The organism is Streptomyces sp. NRRL B-3229, from assembly GCF_000719505.1.
GTDB classification, from domain to species: domain Bacteria; phylum Actinomycetota; class Actinomycetes; order Streptomycetales; family Streptomycetaceae; genus Streptomyces; species Streptomyces griseorubiginosus.
Genome location: NZ_JOGP01000026.1, coordinates 172,746 through 190,366, shown reverse-complemented (window position 1 = coordinate 190,366; position 17,621 = coordinate 172,746). Strand labels below are relative to the sequence as shown.

The 17,621-nt window shown below is 71.8% G+C and carries 16 protein-coding genes; 12 read left to right on the top strand and 4 right to left on the bottom strand.

The features are described from left to right. Positions 1 to 993: 993 nt before the first annotated feature. Positions 994 to 2,178 (top strand): MarP family serine protease, encoded by a 1,185-nt coding sequence (locus IF54_RS0132955; protein ID WP_030325523.1) that lies wholly within the window; start codon positions 994 to 996, stop codon positions 2,176 to 2,178. Between the two features lie 154 nt (positions 2,179 to 2,332). Here IF54_RS0132955 and IF54_RS0132945 read toward each other — a convergent pair whose 3' ends face one another. Then, positions 2,333 to 2,821 (bottom strand): GNAT family N-acetyltransferase, encoded by a 489-nt coding sequence (locus IF54_RS0132945; protein ID WP_030325520.1) that lies wholly within the window; start codon positions 2,819 to 2,821, stop codon positions 2,333 to 2,335. A 74-nt stretch (positions 2,822 to 2,895) separates the two neighbouring features. Between IF54_RS0132945 and IF54_RS0132940 the strand changes: the two genes are divergently transcribed. Both IF54_RS0132940 and IF54_RS0132935 read left to right on the top strand, forming a co-directional pair. Next, positions 2,896 to 3,789 (top strand): TIGR01777 family oxidoreductase, encoded by an 894-nt coding sequence (locus tag IF54_RS0132940; RefSeq protein WP_030325517.1) that lies wholly within the window; start codon positions 2,896 to 2,898, stop codon positions 3,787 to 3,789. Positions 3,790 to 4,027: 238 nt separating this feature from the next. Further along, positions 4,028 to 5,461 (top strand): NAD(P)/FAD-dependent oxidoreductase, encoded by a 1,434-nt coding sequence (locus IF54_RS0132935; RefSeq protein WP_030325515.1) that lies wholly within the window; start codon positions 4,028 to 4,030, stop codon positions 5,459 to 5,461. A gap of 98 nt (positions 5,462 to 5,559) precedes the next feature. On the opposite strand, the gene IF54_RS0132930 is transcribed toward IF54_RS0132935, so the two are convergent. Beyond that, on the bottom strand, positions 5,560 to 6,996 hold the full coding sequence (locus IF54_RS0132930) for a hypothetical protein (RefSeq protein WP_030325513.1): 1,437 nt from the start codon (positions 6,994 to 6,996) through the stop codon (positions 5,560 to 5,562). Positions 6,997 to 7,240: 244 nt separating this feature from the next. Here IF54_RS0132930 and lipB point away from each other — a divergent pair, with 244 nt between their 5' ends. The 4 genes from lipB (at position 7,241) to IF54_RS0132910 (ending at position 10,313) form a co-directional block, all read left to right on the top strand. Continuing rightward, the gene (gene lipB, locus IF54_RS0132925) at positions 7,241 to 8,041 is read left to right on the top strand and encodes a lipoyl(octanoyl) transferase LipB (protein WP_028809586.1); all 801 of its coding nucleotides are present in this window, start codon (positions 7,241 to 7,243) and stop codon (positions 8,039 to 8,041) included. 74 nt (positions 8,042 to 8,115) lie between these two features. Next, entirely contained in the window at positions 8,116 to 9,081 is a 966-nt protein-coding gene (gene lipA / locus IF54_RS0132920; RefSeq protein ID WP_030325511.1) for a lipoyl synthase, read from the top strand. A gap of 264 nt (positions 9,082 to 9,345) precedes the next feature. Beyond that, positions 9,346 to 9,546 carry a hypothetical protein gene (locus IF54_RS0132915; protein ID WP_030325509.1) on the top strand — a complete coding sequence of 67 codons (201 nt, stop codon included), beginning with the start codon at positions 9,346 to 9,348 and terminating at the stop codon, positions 9,544 to 9,546. 65 nt (positions 9,547 to 9,611) lie between these two features. Then, positions 9,612 to 10,313 carry a DUF4191 domain-containing protein gene (locus tag IF54_RS0132910; protein ID WP_030325506.1) on the top strand — a complete coding sequence of 234 codons (702 nt, stop codon included), beginning with the start codon at positions 9,612 to 9,614 and terminating at the stop codon, positions 10,311 to 10,313. 71 nt (positions 10,314 to 10,384) lie between these two features. Here the strand turns inward: IF54_RS0132910 and IF54_RS0132905 are convergent, their stop codons facing one another. Next, positions 10,385 to 11,644 (bottom strand): lipase family protein, encoded by a 1,260-nt coding sequence (locus IF54_RS0132905; RefSeq protein ID WP_030325503.1) that lies wholly within the window; start codon positions 11,642 to 11,644, stop codon positions 10,385 to 10,387. Between the two features lie 159 nt (positions 11,645 to 11,803). Further along, positions 11,804 to 12,274, bottom strand: coding sequence for an RDD family protein (locus tag IF54_RS0132900; protein WP_030325496.1), 471 nt, complete (start codon positions 12,272 to 12,274; stop codon positions 11,804 to 11,806). Between the two features lie 200 nt (positions 12,275 to 12,474). Between IF54_RS0132900 and glnA the strand changes: the two genes are divergently transcribed. From glnA to pspAB, 5 genes are all read left to right on the top strand, one after another. Further along, entirely contained in the window at positions 12,475 to 13,884 is a 1,410-nt protein-coding gene (glnA, locus tag IF54_RS0132895; protein ID WP_020137338.1) for a type I glutamate--ammonia ligase, read from the top strand. Positions 13,885 to 14,021: 137 nt separating this feature from the next. After that, on the top strand, positions 14,022 to 14,303 hold the full coding sequence (locus tag IF54_RS0132890; RefSeq protein WP_030325492.1) for a hypothetical protein: 282 nt from the start codon (positions 14,022 to 14,024) through the stop codon (positions 14,301 to 14,303). Positions 14,304 to 14,394: 91 nt separating this feature from the next. After that, positions 14,395 to 15,837, top strand: coding sequence for a hypothetical protein (locus IF54_RS0132885; protein WP_030325490.1), 1,443 nt, complete (start codon positions 14,395 to 14,397; stop codon positions 15,835 to 15,837). 259 nt (positions 15,838 to 16,096) lie between these two features. Then, the gene (gene htpX, locus IF54_RS0132880) at positions 16,097 to 17,014 is read left to right on the top strand and encodes a zinc metalloprotease HtpX (RefSeq protein ID WP_030325488.1); all 918 of its coding nucleotides are present in this window, start codon (positions 16,097 to 16,099) and stop codon (positions 17,012 to 17,014) included. A gap of 2 nt (positions 17,015 to 17,016) precedes the next feature. Beyond that, positions 17,017 to 17,601: a PspA-associated protein PspAB gene (pspAB, locus tag IF54_RS0132875; protein WP_030325486.1), complete on the top strand. Its 585-nt coding sequence runs from the start codon at positions 17,017 to 17,019 to the stop codon at positions 17,599 to 17,601. Positions 17,602 to 17,621: the final 20 nt, after the last annotated feature.

The window sequence follows — 17,621 nt, the reverse complement described above, 5'->3', positions numbered from 1 at the left end:
GTCGTGGGGCGGCGGGGGTGGCCGGGGCCGGGGGGCCGGCGGAAGGGTCGGGGGCGGCGGGGGTGATGCCGGGTGCCGGGGCAGAAGGGTCGGTGGGGGCAGACCCGTTGCGGGACGCGGTGGAACCCAAGGGCTCCGCGGAGGCCACCGGCTCGGCGACGCACGCAGGCTCGGCGGCAGGCGCGGGATCGGTTCCGGCGGGGGGATCTGCGGGGGTCCCAGGGCCGAAGGGCGCCGCCGGTCCGGTGGAGGAGTCGCCTCCACCGGTATCCGCCGCGCCGGTGGGCGAGGCGGCTTCACAGGGGGCCGCCGACCCCGCCGGGTCCGCACAGGGCGCCGCCGGCCCGGTGGGCGTGGGGCCCTCGTAGGGGGCCGTCGGTTCAGTGGGGTCCGGGGGCCGGGCAGGAGCCGTAGAGGTGGGGGCGGCGGGCTCCGGGGGCGGCTCAGAGGCGGTGTGGCTCTCGGGGTGTGTGATCGGGCCGCGGGTCGGTTCGCGCCGGCCTGCGGCTGCCTCGGAGACGGCCGGCTCCGCGGTTCCGGAGGCCGCGGCGGGGCCTGGGGCGGCGTCCGTGGGCCGTTCCTGGGGCGGAGGTGTTCCCCGCCCGGTGAACCGGAGTGCGGGGCGGAAGCGGCGGGCCAGGCGCGCTCGGGCAGCCTCCCCCAGCCGGACCGCGTCGGCTATCCGGACGGTGTCGCGTATTCGTACCGCGTCGCGTATGCGGACCGGGTCAGCTATGCGGACCGCGTCGCGTATTCGGGGCGCTCGGCGCCTTCGGAGGCCTTTCGGTCTTCGGACACGCATGACTCCCACTCTCGGCCGGATCCGTTCCGTCCGCGATGTGGGGTGTGCCACCCGGTGGAACCATCGTCCTGGTCCACGACGTTTTCCCAGGTGCACGCACGCGTGGCCGGTTTCGGGCGGCACGCGTGCGCGTAGCTGATCACTGGACGCCTCGCCTGCGTACTGAAGGTTCCAAAGAGAAGGGCGGCTCCGTGGACGTGCTCGACATCCTGCTGATGCTGGTGATCGCCGCCTACGCGGCCTCCGGCTACCGGCGCGGCCTGGTGGCCGGCTGTGTCTCGCTCGCCGGCTTCGTCGGCGGCGCGATCGTGGGCGTGTGGGTGCTGCCGTGGATGATGGAGCTGGTCACCCCGGGCAGCACCGAGGCTACGGTGACCGCCGTGCTGACGGTGCTGGTCCCGGCCGCCGTGGGACACGAACTGGCGGGACGGCTGGCACTGCGGCTCCGCAGGGAGCTGGACCAGGGCCCGCTCCGAGTCGCCGACGGCATCGGCGGGGCCGCCGCCAACTCCGTGGCCGTGCTCATCGTCGCCTGGGTCGCCGCGAGCGTCCTCGGCGCCTCCTCGTCGACCCTCGTCACCACCGCCATCCGGGACTCCGCGCTGCTCGGCGCCGTACAGGACTCCATGCCGGACACCACCCCCACGTGGTTCTCCCGCGCCACCTCCGCCCTCACCGAGGCCGGCTTCCCGCAGGTCTTCAACCCGTTCGAGAACGAGTCGACGGCCGAGGTCGCCAAGCCCACCGGTGACAGCGTCACGGCCGCGGCCACCAACGCCGCCAAGCTCAGCACCGTCAAGATCGAGGGTTCCTCCGGCACCCAGGGCCGCGAGGGCAGCGGCTTCGTGTACGCGCCGGAGCACGTGATGACCAACGCCCACGTGGTGGCCGGCATCGACGACCCCAGCGTCCGGATCGGCGGGGTCGGACAGCCGTACGAGGCCCGGGTGGTGCTGTTCGATCCGGACAAGGACGTGGCCGTGCTGTACGTCCCGGAGCTGCGCGCCCCGGTCCTGCGCTTCGACGACAGCGCCGCGCGCGGCGACTCCGCGGTGGTGGCCGGCTATCCGCAGGACGGCTCCCTGAACCTCCAGGCGGCCACCGTGGCCAACCGGGTGAAGGCGAACGGCCAGAACATCTACAGCAACGCCACCGTCACCCGCGAGATCTACTCGATCCGCTCGACCGTCCGCCCCGGCAACTCCGGCGGCCCGCTGCTGACCACCTCCGGCAAGGTCTACGGCGTGGTCTTCGCCCGCTCCACCTCCGACGACGAGACCGGGTACGTCCTGACCGCCGACGAGGTCGCCGGCGACGCCGACAGGGCTGCGAACGCCACGGCACCGGTGGACACGGGCGAGCTGGTCACGTCGTGAGGCCACGGGCTGCCGGATGATGGGGCCCCGGTCCCGCATGGCACCCCGGAGGCTGACGTGCCCGTGTTCTTCCTGATCTCGCTGCTCGTGGCGGGGGTCGCGCTCTGTCTGGTGGTGCGCAGGCGCCGTAGGACCGCCGCGGCCGATCAGGTGTTCAGAGACGGCGCCCCATGAGCACGTCGTCGACGTACTCCCCCGCCAGCAGCCACTCCTCCGGCAGTACCCCCTCGACCGCGAAGCCCTCGGACTCGTAGAGCCTGCGGGCGGGAGTGTTGTGGCCGAGAACGCGCAGGCTCAGCCGGCGGGCGCCTCGGCGGCGGGCCTCCTCCGTGACCGCGCGGATCAGGGCCCGGCCGACCCCGCGGCCACGGGCTTCCCCGCTGACGACGAAACCCTGGATCTGGCGCACATGGGCGTTCGCCTCGAGCCCGGTCGGGAAGGCGAGACGGATGTACCCGAGGATGCGGCGGTCGGCCTCGGCGACCAGAGTGTCGCCGGGACGGTGGCGTTCGTCGAAGAACGGCCGGTAGGGCGGCCGCTGCTCGGGCAGGACCTCGTGCAGGGGCGACCACTCGGCGCGGTCGAGACGGGCCAGTTCCTCTTCGTCGTCAGGAAGGGCGTGGCGTATGGACAGCTGGGACATGGCCGCCACCCTACGACCCGGCGGGTACCGGAACCAGACATCGCTTTTACGCACCCACCAGGCAGGATGAAGTCATGCAACTTTCAAGAATCGCGGTGGCCGGGGCGTCCGGACTGATCGGCTCGGCCCTGGTGCGCTCGCTCGCCGCGGACGGGCACGAAGTGGTGCGGCTGGTGCGCCGGGAGCCGCGGGACGAGACGGAGGTCCGCTGGGACCCGGAGGCCGGCCGGGTCGACACGGCCGGGCTCACCGGCTGCGACGCCGTGGTCAATCTCGCCGGGGCCGGGGTCGGCTCACGGCGCTGGACGGACGCGTACAAGAAGCAGATCCGCGACAGCCGGGTGAAGGGCACGACCGCCCTCGCCGAGGCCGTCGCCTCCCTGGACGAGCCGCCGAAGGTCTTCGTGAACGGCAGCGCGATGGGCTACTACGGCGAGACCGGCGACCGGGTCGTCGACGAGGACTCGCCCGCCGGACGGGGCTTCCTGCCGGAGCTGTGCGTGGAGTGGGAGGCGGCCGCCGCCCCGGCCCAGGAGGCGGGCGTACGGACCGCGTTCACCCGCACCGGGCTCGTGGTGGGCCGCGGCGGCGGGGCCTGGGGCAAGCTGTTCCCGCTGTTCCAGGCGGGGCTCGGCGGACGGATGGGCGACGGCGGGCAGTACTGGTCGTTCATCGCGCTGCACGACGAGGTGGCCGCGATCCGGCATCTGCTGGAGACCGACGGACTGTCCGGGCCGTTCAACCTCACCACCCCGGAGCCCCTGACGAACCGTGAGATCACCGAGGCGATGGGCCGCGTGCTGCACCGGCCGACGCTCTTCTCCGTGCCCGCGCCGGTCCTGCGGTCGGTGCTCGGGGAGATGGCCGGTGACGTGCTGGGCAGCGCCCGGGTCAAGCCGAAGAGGCTGCTGGAATCGGGGTTCACCTTCGCGTTCCCGGACATCGAGGGGGCGATCCGGGCGGCCTGAGGAACGCGCCGGACCCGCGCGCTGTCGTACGGCCGTTCGACGGCCTCCTCCGCAATCACCGCGGCGGCCTCCTCGGCGACCACCCGTGACGACATGCGACCGGTGTGCGACCGTGCCCTGTGGATGCGCGACTGTTCCTGACCGGTTCCGGCCCTACCCTCGACCCGAACTCGGGTATCCCCGGAGCCTGTTGGGGGCATCACGTCTCCACCGGCCGCGCAACCTCGAGGAGGGGCACGTGCTTGAGCCCGCGTACCAGGCGGACGTCGTGATCGTGGGAGCCGGGGTCGCCGGGCTCTCCGCGGCGCATCGGCTGACCAGCGCAGGAGTGACCGTCACGGTGTTGGAGGCCGCCCCCTGGGCGGGCGGCCGCATGTCGACGGAGAAGGTGGACGGATTCCGGCTCGACCGGATCGGACAGCTGCTGTCCACGGCGTATCCCGAACTACGTCTGGCGCCCGGGCTCGACGGGCTGGTGCTGCGGCCCTTCGCACCGGGGGTCCTGCTGCACGGCGACGGACGGCACCACCGGGTGGACGCTCCGGCGGGCGCCGGTAGCGCAAGGGGCGCACTGCAAGCGGTGCGCGCCCTGGCGAGCGCCCCTCGCGGAGTGCCGGGGACACACGCGGCATCGGTGACCGGCGCCGCGCCCAGAAGGGGGTTCCCGGTGCTGCCCGGTGCCGGGCAGGGTGCCGGGACAAGGGCCGCGCGGGCGGGGGGACCGATCGGCGGGGCCGTCGACCAGGCCCGGCTCGGCGCCGCGCTCACCCGGCTCGCGAACGTGCCCGTCGAACGCCTCCTCGCCCGTCCCGAACTGCCCGCCGGGCAGGCGCTCGCGGCGCGCGGACTGCCCGCCCGTACGATCGACGGCTTTCTGCGTCCGCTGCTCGCCGCGCTGCTCTGCGACCCCGCGCTGACCACGTCCAGCCGGTGCGCCGACCTCGCGCTGCGGGCCTTCGCGGCCGGCCGCCTGTGCGTCCCCGAGGGGGGCGCCGAGATGCTCCCGGAGCTGCTCGCGCGGAGGCTGCCCGAGGGGACCGTGCACACGGGGGTGCGGGTCACGTCCGTCGCCACGACCTCGGTGACGACGGCGGAGCACGGTGAGTTCCGGTGCCGTGCGGTGCTGCTGGCGACGGACGGCCGCACCGCGGCCGAACTGCTGCCCGGCCTGCGGGTGCCGGACTTCCATCCGGTGACGGTCGTCCACCACACGACGGACGAACCGCCGCGCACGGGTTCCGCGCTGCTGCTGGACGCCGACCGGGGCGGTCCGGTGGCCCACACGGCGGTGATCAGCGAGGTCGACCCGAGCCGGGCCCCCGCGGGACGGGTCCTGGTGTCGTCGACGGTCCTCGGGACTCCTCCCCCCGACCTCGACACCGCGGTCCGGACCCACCTCGCCCGTCTCTACGGCACGTCGACGCGGGCCTGGGAGACCCTGGCGGTCCACCACACCCGCGAAGCGGTCCCCGCCATGCGCCCCCCGCACGACCTGCGCCGCCCGGTGCGCCTCCTGGCCGGCCTGTACGTCTGCGGCGACCACCGCGACACCAGCACGGTCCAGGGAGCCCTGCACTCGGCCCACAGGGCGACGACAGCGATTCTGAAAGACCTGGGCGCGTCCGGGTCCATGCACCGAGCAGACCCGACTCCGACGGCCCAGGCAGCCTGACGGCCACCCCCCGCGCCCTTAAGGGGCGCGGGGAACTGCGCGATCAGCCACGACGGCGAGGCATTCGGCAACGGACCGTCGGAGTCACGGCGAGCCTCCTACTGAAGCGCAGCCACCTTGTCCCGATAACTCCGCACCGGCGCAGCGTCCTTGTACGGCTCCAACCGCCGCTCGAATTCCCGCACATACTCGACCGCCCGCACCGACCGCATCTCGGCGGCCTGCCCAGCCGCCTCCGCGGCCAGCGAACAGGCCTGGTCCAACTCCCCCAGCCCAAGCCTCGCAGAGGCCAGCACCACCCGGCAGAACAACCGGCTCCGCGCATACGCCGGCGCCCTCAGCTGAAGGGACCGCTCGGCGTGCTGCGCGGCCGCCCGGAACTGCTGGAGATCCCGGTGGCAGTGCCCGAACTCGTCCGCCAGCTGCGCCTCGTCGAAGAACCGCGCCCAGTGCGGGACCTCGTCGCCGGGCCGGGCCGCCTCCAGGGCCCGCTCCGCGCGGACCAGGGACGCCGTGCAGGCCCGCACCTCCCCCAGTACCCCGTGCCCCCGCGCCTCGGCGGAGTGCAACAGCGCCTGCACGACCGGCGGGCCGCTCGCGCCGACGCCCTGCTGGGCCACCCGCGCGAGCTGGATCGCCTCCCTGCCGTGCCCCAGGTAGACGGCCTGCCGACTCATGGTGACCAGGACGTACGCCCCGTAGGCCCGGTCGCCCGCCGCCTGCGCGAGTCGCAGCGCCTGGACGAAGTACCGCTGTGCGAGCCCGTGCGCCGCGATGTCGTAGGACGTCCAGCCCGCGAGCCGGGTGAGGTCGGCGGCCGCGGCGAAGAGCCGGCGTCCGGTGGTCTCCCCGTAGGTGCCGCGCAGCATCGGCTCGCACTCGTGTTCCAGGTAGCGGACCAGGGCCTGCCGGGCGTGCCCGCCGCCGTACTGGTCGTCGAGGGTGCGGAAGAGGCTCCCGACGGAGGCGAGCGCAGCGATGTCCCCGCCGGTGACGCGCTGCCCGGGCCCGCGTTCGGCCTGTCCGCGCTGGCGGGGCACCACCGGGCGGCCCTGGGGCGGGATGCGGACCGGCGGCTCACCGCGGGCGACGCGGTCGTCGGGGCGGCCGATCAGCCAGTCCCGGCTGGGGACGACCAGGCCGGCCGGGGTGAAGGCGATCTTGCGCAGTTCGGCGTGGCTGCCGGAGTCCTTGCGCCACAGCCCGCTGACGATGTCGACGGCCTCCTCGGGACCGGCGGCGAACTCCAGCCCGGCGTACACCGGCGCGCAGGCGTCGAGGCCGAGGTCCTGCGCGGAGAGCCGGCGGCCGAGGCGCCGGGTGAAGACCTCGGCGATGAGGGCCGGTGTGGTGCCCCGGGGCTGCTGCCCGCGCAGCCACCGGGTCACGGATGTCTTGTCGTATCTGAGATCCAGCCCGTGTTCCAGACCGAGCTGGTCCACGCGTCGGGCGAGACCCGCGTTGGAGAACCCCGCTTCTGCGATGAGCGCGGCGAGCTGTCGGTTGGGAGTGCGCTGCGCGGGTCGTTCCGTCATCTGCGGTGCGGTCTCCTGCCTTTCGGGCCGGCACGTCGTACGTGGTGCCCGGATTGCCTGTGAGCTGCCCTTATGGCCGCTGCGAACGGCGCGAATGTAGCGGAGAGTGAGCAGACGATCGCACACTTCGACGCTCGTTCATCCGATCGTGTGAGGATTGCCCCCGGGGCTGACGCCCGCGGGCCGGACGTACAGTGGCGTAGGCACGTTTCGTGCCTTACGACCTTCTAGGGAGGCGCTTGCCGTGAGTGGGTTGCGGTTCGTCCGCATGGGGTTCGGTGCGGACGCGGTCGAGTACCAGGAAGCCTGGGACGAGCAGCGCCGGGTGCACGCGGCACGCTTCGAGGACCAGGTCCCCGACACCGTCCTGCTGCTCGAACACCCCCCTGTCTATACGGCCGGCCGGCGCACCGCGGACAACGAGCGCCCCCTCGACGGCACCCCCGTCATCGACGTCGACCGCGGCGGGAAGATCACCTGGCACGGTCCGGGCCAGCTGGTGGGCTACCCGATCCAGAAGCTGCCGCGGCCGGTGGACGTGGTGGCGCACGTACGGCGCCTGGAGGAGGCCCTGATCCGCACGTGCGCGGAGTTCGGCCTGGAGACCACCCGGGTCGAGGGCCGCAGCGGCGTCTGGGTGCTCGGTGATCCGGTCGAGACGCGCCCCGCGCTCGGCGGGCTCTCCCTCGACTTCGACCCCCGGCTCACGGACGAGGAGTTCGACCCGCGGATGAACGGCCCGGAGTACGCGCCGTCCAACGCGGGCCAGCGCCGCGAGGACCGCAAGATCGCGGCCATCGGCATCCGGGTCGCCAAGGGCGTCACCATGCACGGCTTCGCGCTGAACGTGAACCCGGACAACAAGTGGTTCGACCGGATCATCCCCTGCGGCATCCGGGACGCGGGCGTCGCCTCCCTCGCGAACGAACTGGGCCGGGACGTGACCATCGCCGAGGTGCTGCCGGTCGCCGAGCGGCATCTGAGGGACGTGCTGGAGAACGCTGACCTCAAGCCGAGGGTGATCGAGAAGACACCTGCGGCCTGAGACAGGCAGTGGGCTTTCAAATCCACGGGCGTACCCTTGAGCACGCCGAAGAATCAATCGCTAGGGAGCCGGTCGTGTCCGCAGTCGCACCCGACGGACGCAAGATGCTGCGCCTGGAGGTCCGTAACGCTCAGACCCCCATCGAGCGCAAGCCCGAGTGGATCAAGACCCGGGCGAAAATGGGTCCCGAGTACACCGCCATGCAGAAACTCGTGAAGAGCGAGGGCCTGCACACGGTCTGCCAGGAAGCCGGCTGTCCCAACATCTACGAGTGCTGGGAGGACCGCGAGGCGACCTTCCTCATCGGCGGCGACCAGTGCACCCGGCGTTGCGACTTCTGCCAGATCGACACCGGCAAGCCCGAGGCGCTCGACCGTGACGAGCCGCGCCGCGTCGGCGAGTCCGTGGTCACCATGGACCTCAACTACGCCACCATCACCGGCGTCGCCCGCGACGACCTGGAGGACGGCGGCGCCTGGCTGTACGCCGAGACGGTCCGCCAGATCCACGAGCAGACCGCTTCCCGCGAGGCCGGCCGCACCAAGGTCGAGCTGCTCGCCCCCGACTTCAACGCGGTGCCCGAGCTGCTCCGGCAGGTCTTCGAGTCCCGCCCCGAGGTCTTCGCGCACAACGTCGAGACGGTCCCGCGGATCTTCAAGCGGATCCGCCCCGGCTTCCGCTACGAGCGCTCCCTGAAGGTCATCACCGACGCCCGCGACTTCGGCCTGGTGACCAAGTCCAACCTGATCCTCGGCATGGGCGAGACCCGCGAGGAGGTCAGCGAGGCGCTCCGGCAGCTGCACGACGCCGGCTGCGAGCTCATCACCATCACGCAGTACCTGCGTCCGAGCGTCCGCCACCACCCCGTCGAGCGCTGGGTCAAGCCGCACGAGTTCGTGGAGCTGAAGGAGGAGGCGGAGCAGATCGGTTTCTCCGGCGTGATGTCCGGGCCGTTGGTCCGGTCCTCCTATCGGGCGGGTCGGCTCTACCAGATGGCCGTAGAGAAGCGTGGTTCCTACGTCGCCTCGCAGGCCGTCTGACCCCCCTCCGATGGCACGGAGTGCCACGCTAAACGTGTGAATCCGAGCACAAGCAACTACCTTCAGGTAGCGGCCAATTGACGCGGTCCCGGACGTCCCCGCAGATAGGGGGGCCATCGGGGCCGCGTCAGTGTTTTCAGGGTCGGCGACGGGGCTTCATGGGCGTTTGACCAGCCGGTCACGCCCTGGTAACACCAATCAGTGACGCTGGCTGTACAGCCCGTGCACCACTCACCCGAGCCGCCGCTCCCTAGGGGGACCTCCATGCAGGCCGCACCTGTTCGCGCCACCGCGATCCCGTCGTTCACCGATGCACTCCGTGCCGTCGAGTCCGTGCTCCTGAGCGGCGGCCAGCGCACCGCCCGCCGCAACGCCTGGACCTCCGTCCTGGAGGACCGCCGCCGCGCCAAGGACCGGGTCGAGGTCCAGCGCGTCCTCGACAAGACGTTCAGCGTCAGCTCCTGATCCCTCCCCTGTGAGGGCGGACACTGCCGTCGAAAGCGCCTACGGGGCCACGTAGACTTCGGGGCATGGCGAGAAGTGACAGTGCGGCGGATGCCGCGAACCCCGGGCGACTGAAGCAGATCGCCCTGACGTACAAGATGACCCGCAAGGCCGACAAGAAGATCGGCTTGGTGCTCGCGGGTGTCTTCATCCTCATCCTCGGTGTCTTTCTCGCGATCGGTTTCCTGATCGGCCACCCGGTCTACCTGGGCATCCTTGGCTTCCTACTCGCCTTCCTCGGAACGGCGATCATCTTCGGGCGCCGCGCCGAGCGGGCCGCGTTCGGGCAGATGGAGGGACAGCCGGGAGCGGCCGCGGCCGTGCTGGACAACATCGGACGGGGCTGGACGACCACCCCCGCGGTGGCGATGAACCGCAGCCAGGACGTGGTGCACCGGGCCGTCGGCAAGGCCGGCATCGTCCTGGTCGCCGAGGGCAACCCGAACCGGGTCAAGGGCCTGCTGGCCGCCGAGAAGAAGAAGATGAACCGCATCGTCGTGGACGTCCCGGTGCACGACATCATCGTGGGCACGGGCGAGGGACAGGTCCCCCTGAAGAAGGTGCGGACCACCATGCTCAAGCTGCCGCGCGTGCTGACCGGCCCCCAGGTGACCGCCACCAACGACCGCCTGCGGGCGATGGGCGACCTGATGAGCAACATGCCGCTGCCGAAGGGCCCGATGCCCAAGGGCATGAAGCTGCCGAAGGGCGGCGGCAGGACCCGCTGACTTTTCCCGTACGACGATGAGGGCGCCCGGATCACTCCGGGCGCCCTCGTCGTCGTAACGGACCTAGGTCATCAGCAGTCGTTCTGGGCCGCCCTGCCCGCGAACCGGTCGCCGAGCCAGGAGACGACGTCGCCGACGGCCTGGTTGTCGGTGAGCAGATGGTCGCCGGGGTAGATCTTCCAGCCGGTCCGCACGCCGGCCGCGCAGTAGGCGGTGCGGACGGCGTCCTCGGTGGCGGTGGGGATGACCTCGTCGAGGGCGCCCCGGTACTGGAGGACGGGGAAGCCGATCCGGTAGGTGCCGAGGTTCACGCCGAGTTTCTGGGCGTCCAGGACCTGGCCCCAGGTGCGGCCGTCGCTGCCGCGCTGCTGGTAGAGCTGGTCGAGGGTGAGGCCGGCCGTGGTGAAGTCCTTGAGGCTCCGGCCCGCGAGGGCGGTGACCGTGCCGACCAGGCAGACGGACTTGGCGGTCCGCACGGCCTCCTTGCCCTGGTCGTTGAGGAGCGAGTCGAAGGGCAGCGCGGGGTAGGCGGCCTGGATGCCGAGGGCCGCGTCGGCGAGGAAGCCGGAGAAGGCGCCGCCGTCGAGCGCGGTCGCCACCTGCTTGAGGTCGCCCGGGACGCCGCCGGAGGCGTCCCCGACCACGTTCAGCTCGGGCGCGTAGCCCGCCGCCAGCTGGGCGGCCCACAGGCTGGCCGCGCCGCCCTCGGAGTAGCCCCACAGGCCGACTTTCGCCTGCCGGGACAGCCCGCTGCCCGGCACCGCGGGCGCGGCGCGGGCGATGTCGAGCAGGGCGTGGCCGGAGTCGGCGCCGGCGACATAGCGGTGCGTCTGCCCGTCCAGGTATCCGGCGCCGTCGGTCGCGGCGACCGCGTACCCGGCCTTGAGCAGGGCCGCGATGTTGTCGCCCTCGTACTCGTCCTGGAACGCCCCGGCGAGCTGCTTGGAGAACGCGCACTGCGGGCCGAGGCCGAGGGTGCCGGGGTGGAAGGCGACGACGGGGCGGGCGCCGGTGCCGGTCCAGGGCGCCGTGGGGACGGCGAGGGTGCCGGAGACGGCGACGGGGCGGCCCTGGTTGTCGGTGGAGCTGTAGAGGACCTTCCAGGCGGCCATGGGGATGCCGCCGGGCACCTGGCTCAGCGTGACGGAACGGCAGGCCAGCACGGTGCCGGGGGTGGCCGGGACGGAAGCGGGGGGCGTGTAGACGTCCGCGTCGGCCGCCGTACAGGCGGCGGCCGGGCGGGCGGCGACGGATGCCCGGGGTGCTGCGGTGGCGGGACCGCCGCCCAGGAGGGCGGCGGTGAGGAGGGTGACGAGGGCGGCTCTCTTCATCGGTCCGGAGGGTCCCTTCGCAACGGGGGAGGTTGCTCTGGGTGCCAGACGCTAGGAGCCCAGGCCCACTGACCTATAGTCAGCCGCCGCGCATGTTCGTCGCCGGGACTGTCAGGACACGACAAAGACGGAGGTCGCCGAAAAGGCCGGGGGACGCCGTCAGATCCGTACTTCGACGGTCTTCGCCAGCCGGTCGTGCAGGCCACGACCGTCGCGGTCCCAGATCAGGGCCGGGACGGCGAGGCAGAGCAGGGCCGTGCGCAGCACGGCCCGCAGGGGGCTGACCCGGCCGGTGTCGACCGCGACCACCCGCAGGCCGAAGACGCGCTTGCCCGGGGTGAAGCCGATGGTGCCGACGGTCAGGGCGCTCATCAGGAAGAACACCAGAAGGGCCCAGTTCGAGGTCGCGTGGTCGCCATAGCCCTGCGTGATGAACTGGGATGCAATCACGACGCTCATCGCCCAGTCCACGGCGAGGGCGCCGAGCCGGCGCCCGGGGCGGGCGATCGAGCCCGGTCCCTCCTCCGGGAGGCCGAGCTGCTGTCCGCGGTATCCGAAGTCGACACCTGCGTCCTCGGCGGCCGCGCGGGGGCCGGAGAGCCACGATCCGATTGCATCCCTCTTGTCCACGGGTCCACGGTACTGCCCGCGTTTCGGGATACGGACAGTAGGGGCGGGGCCGCCGATGTCCGGTTAACTTGTGCGAAACAAATGGGTCACGCCCGAGAAACCACCCGTCCCTAGGGTCGAGGACAACGTGTGCCACCGCACTGGCCGCACGAACGAACTACCACCCCGGTCCAGGAACGGTCGGGAGTAGGAGGAGCTGGATGTTCCAGAACGCCGACGAGGCCAAGAAGTTCATCGCGGACGAGGACGTCAAGTTCGTCGACGTCCGCTTCTGCGACCTGCCGGGCGTCATGCAGCACTTCACGCTGCCCGTCGAGGCGTTCGACCCGGACGAGGAGCTCGCGTTCGACGGTTCGTCGATCCGCGGTTTCCAGGCCATCCACGAGTCCGACATGGCGCTGCGCGCGGACCTGTCGACCGCGCGGGTCGACCCCTTCCGCCGTGACAAGACGCTGAACATCAACTTCTTCATCCACGACCCGATCACCGGCGAGCAGTACAGCCGTGACCCCCGGAACGTGGCCAAGAAGGCCGAGGCCTACCTCGCGTCGACCGGCATCGCGGACACCGCGTACTTCGGTCCCGAGGCGGAGTTCTACGTCTTCGACAGCGTCCGCTTCGCCACCTCGGCGAACGAGAGCTTCTACCACATCGACTCCGAGGCGGGCGCCTGGAACACCGGTGCGGTCGAGAACAACCGCGGTTACAAGGTCCGCTACAAGGGCGGCTACTTCCCGACCCCGCCGGTCGACCACTTCGCCGACCTGCGCGCCGAGATCTCCCTCCAGCTCGCCGCCTCCGGCCTCCAGGTCGAGCGCCAGCACCACGAGGTGGGCACCGCCGGCCAGGCCGAGATCAACTACAAGTTCAACACGCTGCTCGCCGCGGCCGACGACCTCCAGCTCTTCAAGTACATCGTGAAGAACGTGGCCTGGAAGAACGGCAAGACCGCGACCTTCATGCCGAAGCCGATCTTCGGTGACAACGGCTCGGGCATGCACGTCCACCAGTCCCTGTGGGCCGGCGGCCAGCCCCTCTTCTACGACGAGGCCGGTTATGCGGGCCTGTCGGACACCGCCCGCTACTACATCGGCGGCATCCTCAAGCACGCCCCGTCGCTGCTCGCCTTCACCAACCCGACGGTGAACTCCTACCACCGTCTGGTGCCGGGCTTCGAGGCGCCGATCAACCTGGTGTACTCGCAGCGCAACCGCTCCGCGGCCATGCGTATCCCGATCACCGGCTCCAACCCGAAGGCCAAGCGCGTCGAGTTCCGCGCGCCCGACTCCTCCGGCAACCCGTACCTCGCCTTCTCGGCGCTGCTCCTCGCGGGCCTGGACGGCATCAAGAACAAGATCGAGCCGGCCGAGCCGATCGACAAGGACCTGTACGAGCTGGCTCCCGAGGAGCACGCGAACGTCGCCCAGGTCCCGACCTCCCTCCCGGCGGTCCTCAACTCCCTCGAGGCCGACCACGAGTTCCTCCTCCAGGGCGACGTCTTCACGCCGGACCTGATCGAGACGTGGATCGACTTCAAGCGCACGAACGAGATCGCCCCGCTCCAGCTGCGTCCGCACCCGCACGAGTTCGAGCTGTACTTCGACGTGTGATCGACGCGTAGGCCGGTCCGACGGCGGCTTGGTCCTACGGCGGTTTTGCGGCGCCCCCACTCCTGTTGTTCAGGGGTGGGGGCGCCGTCGTATCGTTTTCTGTGTACGGCTGTTCGAGAAGTGACGGGGGTCAGGGGATGCCGGAACAGGACGACGAGGCGTGGGAGTTCGACATCAAGTGGGCCGACGGGGCCGAGCTGAAGGAGCCCTCGGCGCGGGCCCGGATGCTGGCCGCCCGCTGGAAGGAGAACCCGCCGCAGCCGCAGCCATTCCGTGCGGAGGCCGAGTTCAGGACGCATCGTCGGTCGTCGCTCAGGACCCCGCGCCGGTCGGCGTGGGGGTCGGCGGCGATCGTGTTCGGGTGCGTGGCGGCGGTCATCCTGCTGCTGGGGTACACGAACTTCCGGGGGTCGTACTAGGCCTGCCTCAAGGGGCTGAGCAGGTAATTCGCGAGCCCCGCCCCGCTTCACCCGCCTAGGATCCTCGGACAGTCGAGGGTGGGGAGCGGGCGTGGACGGGGTGGTCGTGGACAGAGCGGCGGTGGCGGTGCGGCTCGCCGAGGGAGCCGGTCTGCGGGAGGCCCTGCCCGCCGCGGCCGACCCGGCCGTCTGGATCGCGCTCGACGCGGAGGCACGGCACAGCGCCTGGTCCTCGGCCGACGGCACCTGGCTGCCGGCCTGGGAGCGGACCGAGCAGGGACGCACCCTGACCGACGCCCTGCGCCGTGGCGAAGAGCTCACCGACGGGCGGCTCGCGCTCGCCCTGTGCCACCGGGACGGGCGGATCCGCAAGCGGGCTCTGGGCCGGGCCGCGGGGCGCCCGGCGTTGTTGCCACTGATCGTGCTGCGGTGCGCCGACTGGGCCGAACCCGTACGGGAGACGGCGCGGCGGCTGCTGGCAGAGCTGCTCGACGCCGAGGCCGCCGTACGGCTGCTGCCGTTGATCCTGCGCATCGGGCGCCGGGGACGCGGCGACTTCGTCACCGAGCTGGCCACCGGGCTGCTGCGCGCCGCCGCTCCGGGGACCCTCGCCCCGCTCCACACCCACGCCCACCGGACGGTACGCCGGTACGCCTACCGTCTCGCCGTGGAGGAGGGGCACCTCTCCCCCACCGAGCTGGCCCGGGCCGCCGCCCGGGACACCGACATGGTCGTCCAGAGCCTGTGTGCGGACGCCACCCTGGCCGCCGTCGCGGAGGGCGGCGCGGACGACGACGTGCTCGAGACGCTTCTCGGTGCCCGCGGAGCACACGCCCGGGCCGCCGGGGTCACCGCGTTGCGACGGGCCGGGCGCTGCGAGCGGGCCGTGGCGTTCCTCGGGGACCGGGCCGGAGTGGTGCGGGCCTGTGCCCGGTACGTGGTGCGGCAGGGCGGGGGTGATCCGCTCGCCTGGTACCGGGAGCGGTGCGGGGCCGCCGGGGATCTCGCGCCCGGCGTGGTGAGCGGGCTGGCGGAGTGCGGGGAGCGGGCCGACGCCGACCTGCTGCGGGCGCTCACCGCGCATCCGGTGGCCACGGTGCGGACCCGGGCGGTGGCCGGACTGCGGGCCCTGGACGTGACGGACGTGGAGCGGATGCGTGAGCTGCTCGACGACCCCGCCCCCGGCGTCGTACGGGAGGCGGCCCTCGCCCTGGTGCCCTCCGCGCGGAAACTGGACGATCAGTGGCTGATGGCGCGGCTCGGGCCGGAGCGGCCCCGGGCGGAACGGGTCGCCGCGTTCCGGTTGCTCCACGCGCACGACGGGGTCGTACGGCTGCGGGCGGCCGTCGCGCTGATCGACGACCCGGACGAGCGGCTGCGGCACTGGGCCCGGCAGGCGGTGCAGCGGTGGCGGCCGACCGCCGATGTGCCGCGCGGGTCGGCGGAGGTGGGTGAGCTGCTGGACCGGGCCGGGCCGCTGTTCAGCGAGTACGTGCTGATCAGGCGCAAGTGGGAGGTGGGGCTCAAGGCCTGAGCGGTTGCTGGGCTCAGGCCTGAGGCCAGCGGTTGCTGGGCTCAAGGCCTGAGGCCTGGACGGGCCGAGCCGGGCCTGAGTCTGAGGCCTGGACGGGCCGAGCCGGGCCTGAGTCTGAGGCCTGGACGGCCCTGGTCTGACCCCTTGCTCGTCCCAGGCATCAGCCTTTGCTGGTCCTAGGGCTGATCGGGACCGCTTCATGGCCGGGCCGGGTGCACACTGGAGCGTGGGACGAGTGCCTGACTGCGGGGTGATGCAGATGCGGAGCCGTTTCCGGAGCGACCGGCGCCTGACCGTGCGGATGACGGTCACGCTGTTCCTGCTCGGGCTGCTGTACGTGGCCTTCTTCGCCGCGTTGCTTGTGTTGCTGAAGTCCTGGCTGATGGTCGTGGCGTTGATCGCCGTGATGTTCGTGGCGCAGTTCTGGTTCTCCGACAAGATCGCCATGTTCGCGATGCGCGGGCGGGTCGTGGGGCCGGAGGAGTATCCCGAACTGCACGCCGTGGTCGACCGGTTGTGCGCCATCGCGGACATGCCCAAGCCCGTCGTCGCGGTGTCCACGATGGACATGCCGAACGCGTTCGCCACCGGCCGGAACCCGGACAACGCCGTGGTGTGCGTGACCACCGGGCTGCTCGACCGGCTGGAGCCCGCCGAGCTGGAGGGCGTCCTGGCGCACGAGCTGTCGCACGTGGCGCACAAGGACGTCGCCGTGATCACCATCGCCTCCTTCCTGGGCGTGATCGCCGGGCTGATCGTGCGGTTCGCGTTCTACAGCCAGCTGTTCAGCGGGCGCAAGGACCAGAACACGGCCATGCTGTTCGCCGGGGTGATGGGTGTCTCGGCGGCCGTGTACGCGCTCAGTTTCCTGCTGATCAGGGCACTGTCCCGGTACCGCGAACTGGCGGCGGACCGGGCGGCGGCCCACCTGACCGGCCGGCCCTCGGCACTCGCCTCCGCGCTCACCAAGGTCTCCGGGGAACTGGCCCGGATCCCCACCAAGGACCTGCGCACGGCCCAGGCCTTCAACGCCTTCTACTTCACGCCGGCCACCGGCAAGGAGCCCGGCATCGAGCGGTACTTCTCGACCCACCCGTCCCTGGAACAGCGGTTGGAGCAACTCGGTCGGATCTCCGCGGAGTTGGGCGAGCCCCTGGAGCCCGGGAAGGCGGGCTGAGGATGGGGCTGCTGGACATCCTGCTCGGGCGCACCAAGCCCGTCGCGCCCGATCTCGACCAGCTGTTCGCGCTGCCGTCGGCGGCCGTGACGCTGGAGGCGGCCGCCTCCTTCACCCCGACCGGGCGCGGAGCGGTGTGCTTCGCGACGGTCGAAGGGGCCGCCTTCGAGCAGACGCACCGGGAGGTCCAGGCACTGCTGGACGCGGACGCCGAGCGGGACGGACCGCCGGTGGAGCTGTGCCGGGACGACTTCGGTTACTCGTGGCTGGTCTCCGAGCGCGTCCCGGAGCAGCTGCCACAGCTGGTCAACGACCTGCACGCGGTGAACAGTTCGATGGAGGTCAACGGCTTCGGGCCCCAACTGCTGTGCTCACTTGCCGGGTTCCAGGACCCCGGGGGCCGGTCGCTCGCGCTGGTCTACCTCTACAAGCGCGGCACCTTCTACCCCTTCGCCCCGCTGCCCGGCGCGGCACAGCGCCGCGACAACGCGCTGGAGCTGCGGGTGAAGGCGACCCTCTCGAACGATCTGCGCATCGAGCAGGACCTGAACCGGTGGTTCCCCCTGTGGGGCGCTCCCGGGCTCTGAGCTCTGGCCCTAGCCCTAGC

Excerpts from the sequence above, each read along its gene's own strand:
- IF54_RS0132910 (WP_030325506.1), top strand. The coding sequence starts at position 9,612 with ATGGCGAGAAGTGACAGTGCGGCGGATGCCGCGAACCCCGGGCGACTG.
- IF54_RS0132940 (WP_030325517.1), top strand. The coding sequence starts at position 2,896 with ATGCAACTTTCAAGAATCGCGGTGGCCGGGGCGTCCGGACTGATCGGC.
- glnA (WP_020137338.1), top strand. The coding sequence starts at position 12,475 with ATGTTCCAGAACGCCGACGAGGCCAAGAAGTTCATCGCGGACGAGGAC.
- pspAB (WP_030325486.1), top strand. The coding sequence starts at position 17,017 with ATGGGGCTGCTGGACATCCTGCTCGGGCGCACCAAGCCCGTCGCGCCC.
- IF54_RS0132915 (WP_030325509.1), top strand. The coding sequence starts at position 9,346 with ATGCAGGCCGCACCTGTTCGCGCCACCGCGATCCCGTCGTTCACCGAT.
- IF54_RS0132930 (WP_030325513.1), bottom strand. The coding sequence starts at position 6,996 with ATGACGGAACGACCCGCGCAGCGCACTCCCAACCGACAGCTCGCCGCG.
- IF54_RS0132890 (WP_030325492.1), top strand. The coding sequence starts at position 14,022 with ATGCCGGAACAGGACGACGAGGCGTGGGAGTTCGACATCAAGTGGGCC.
- htpX (WP_030325488.1), top strand. The coding sequence starts at position 16,097 with ATGCGGAGCCGTTTCCGGAGCGACCGGCGCCTGACCGTGCGGATGACG.
- IF54_RS0132945 (WP_030325520.1), bottom strand. The coding sequence starts at position 2,821 with ATGTCCCAGCTGTCCATACGCCACGCCCTTCCTGACGACGAAGAGGAA.
- IF54_RS0132905 (WP_030325503.1), bottom strand. The coding sequence starts at position 11,644 with ATGAAGAGAGCCGCCCTCGTCACCCTCCTCACCGCCGCCCTCCTGGGC.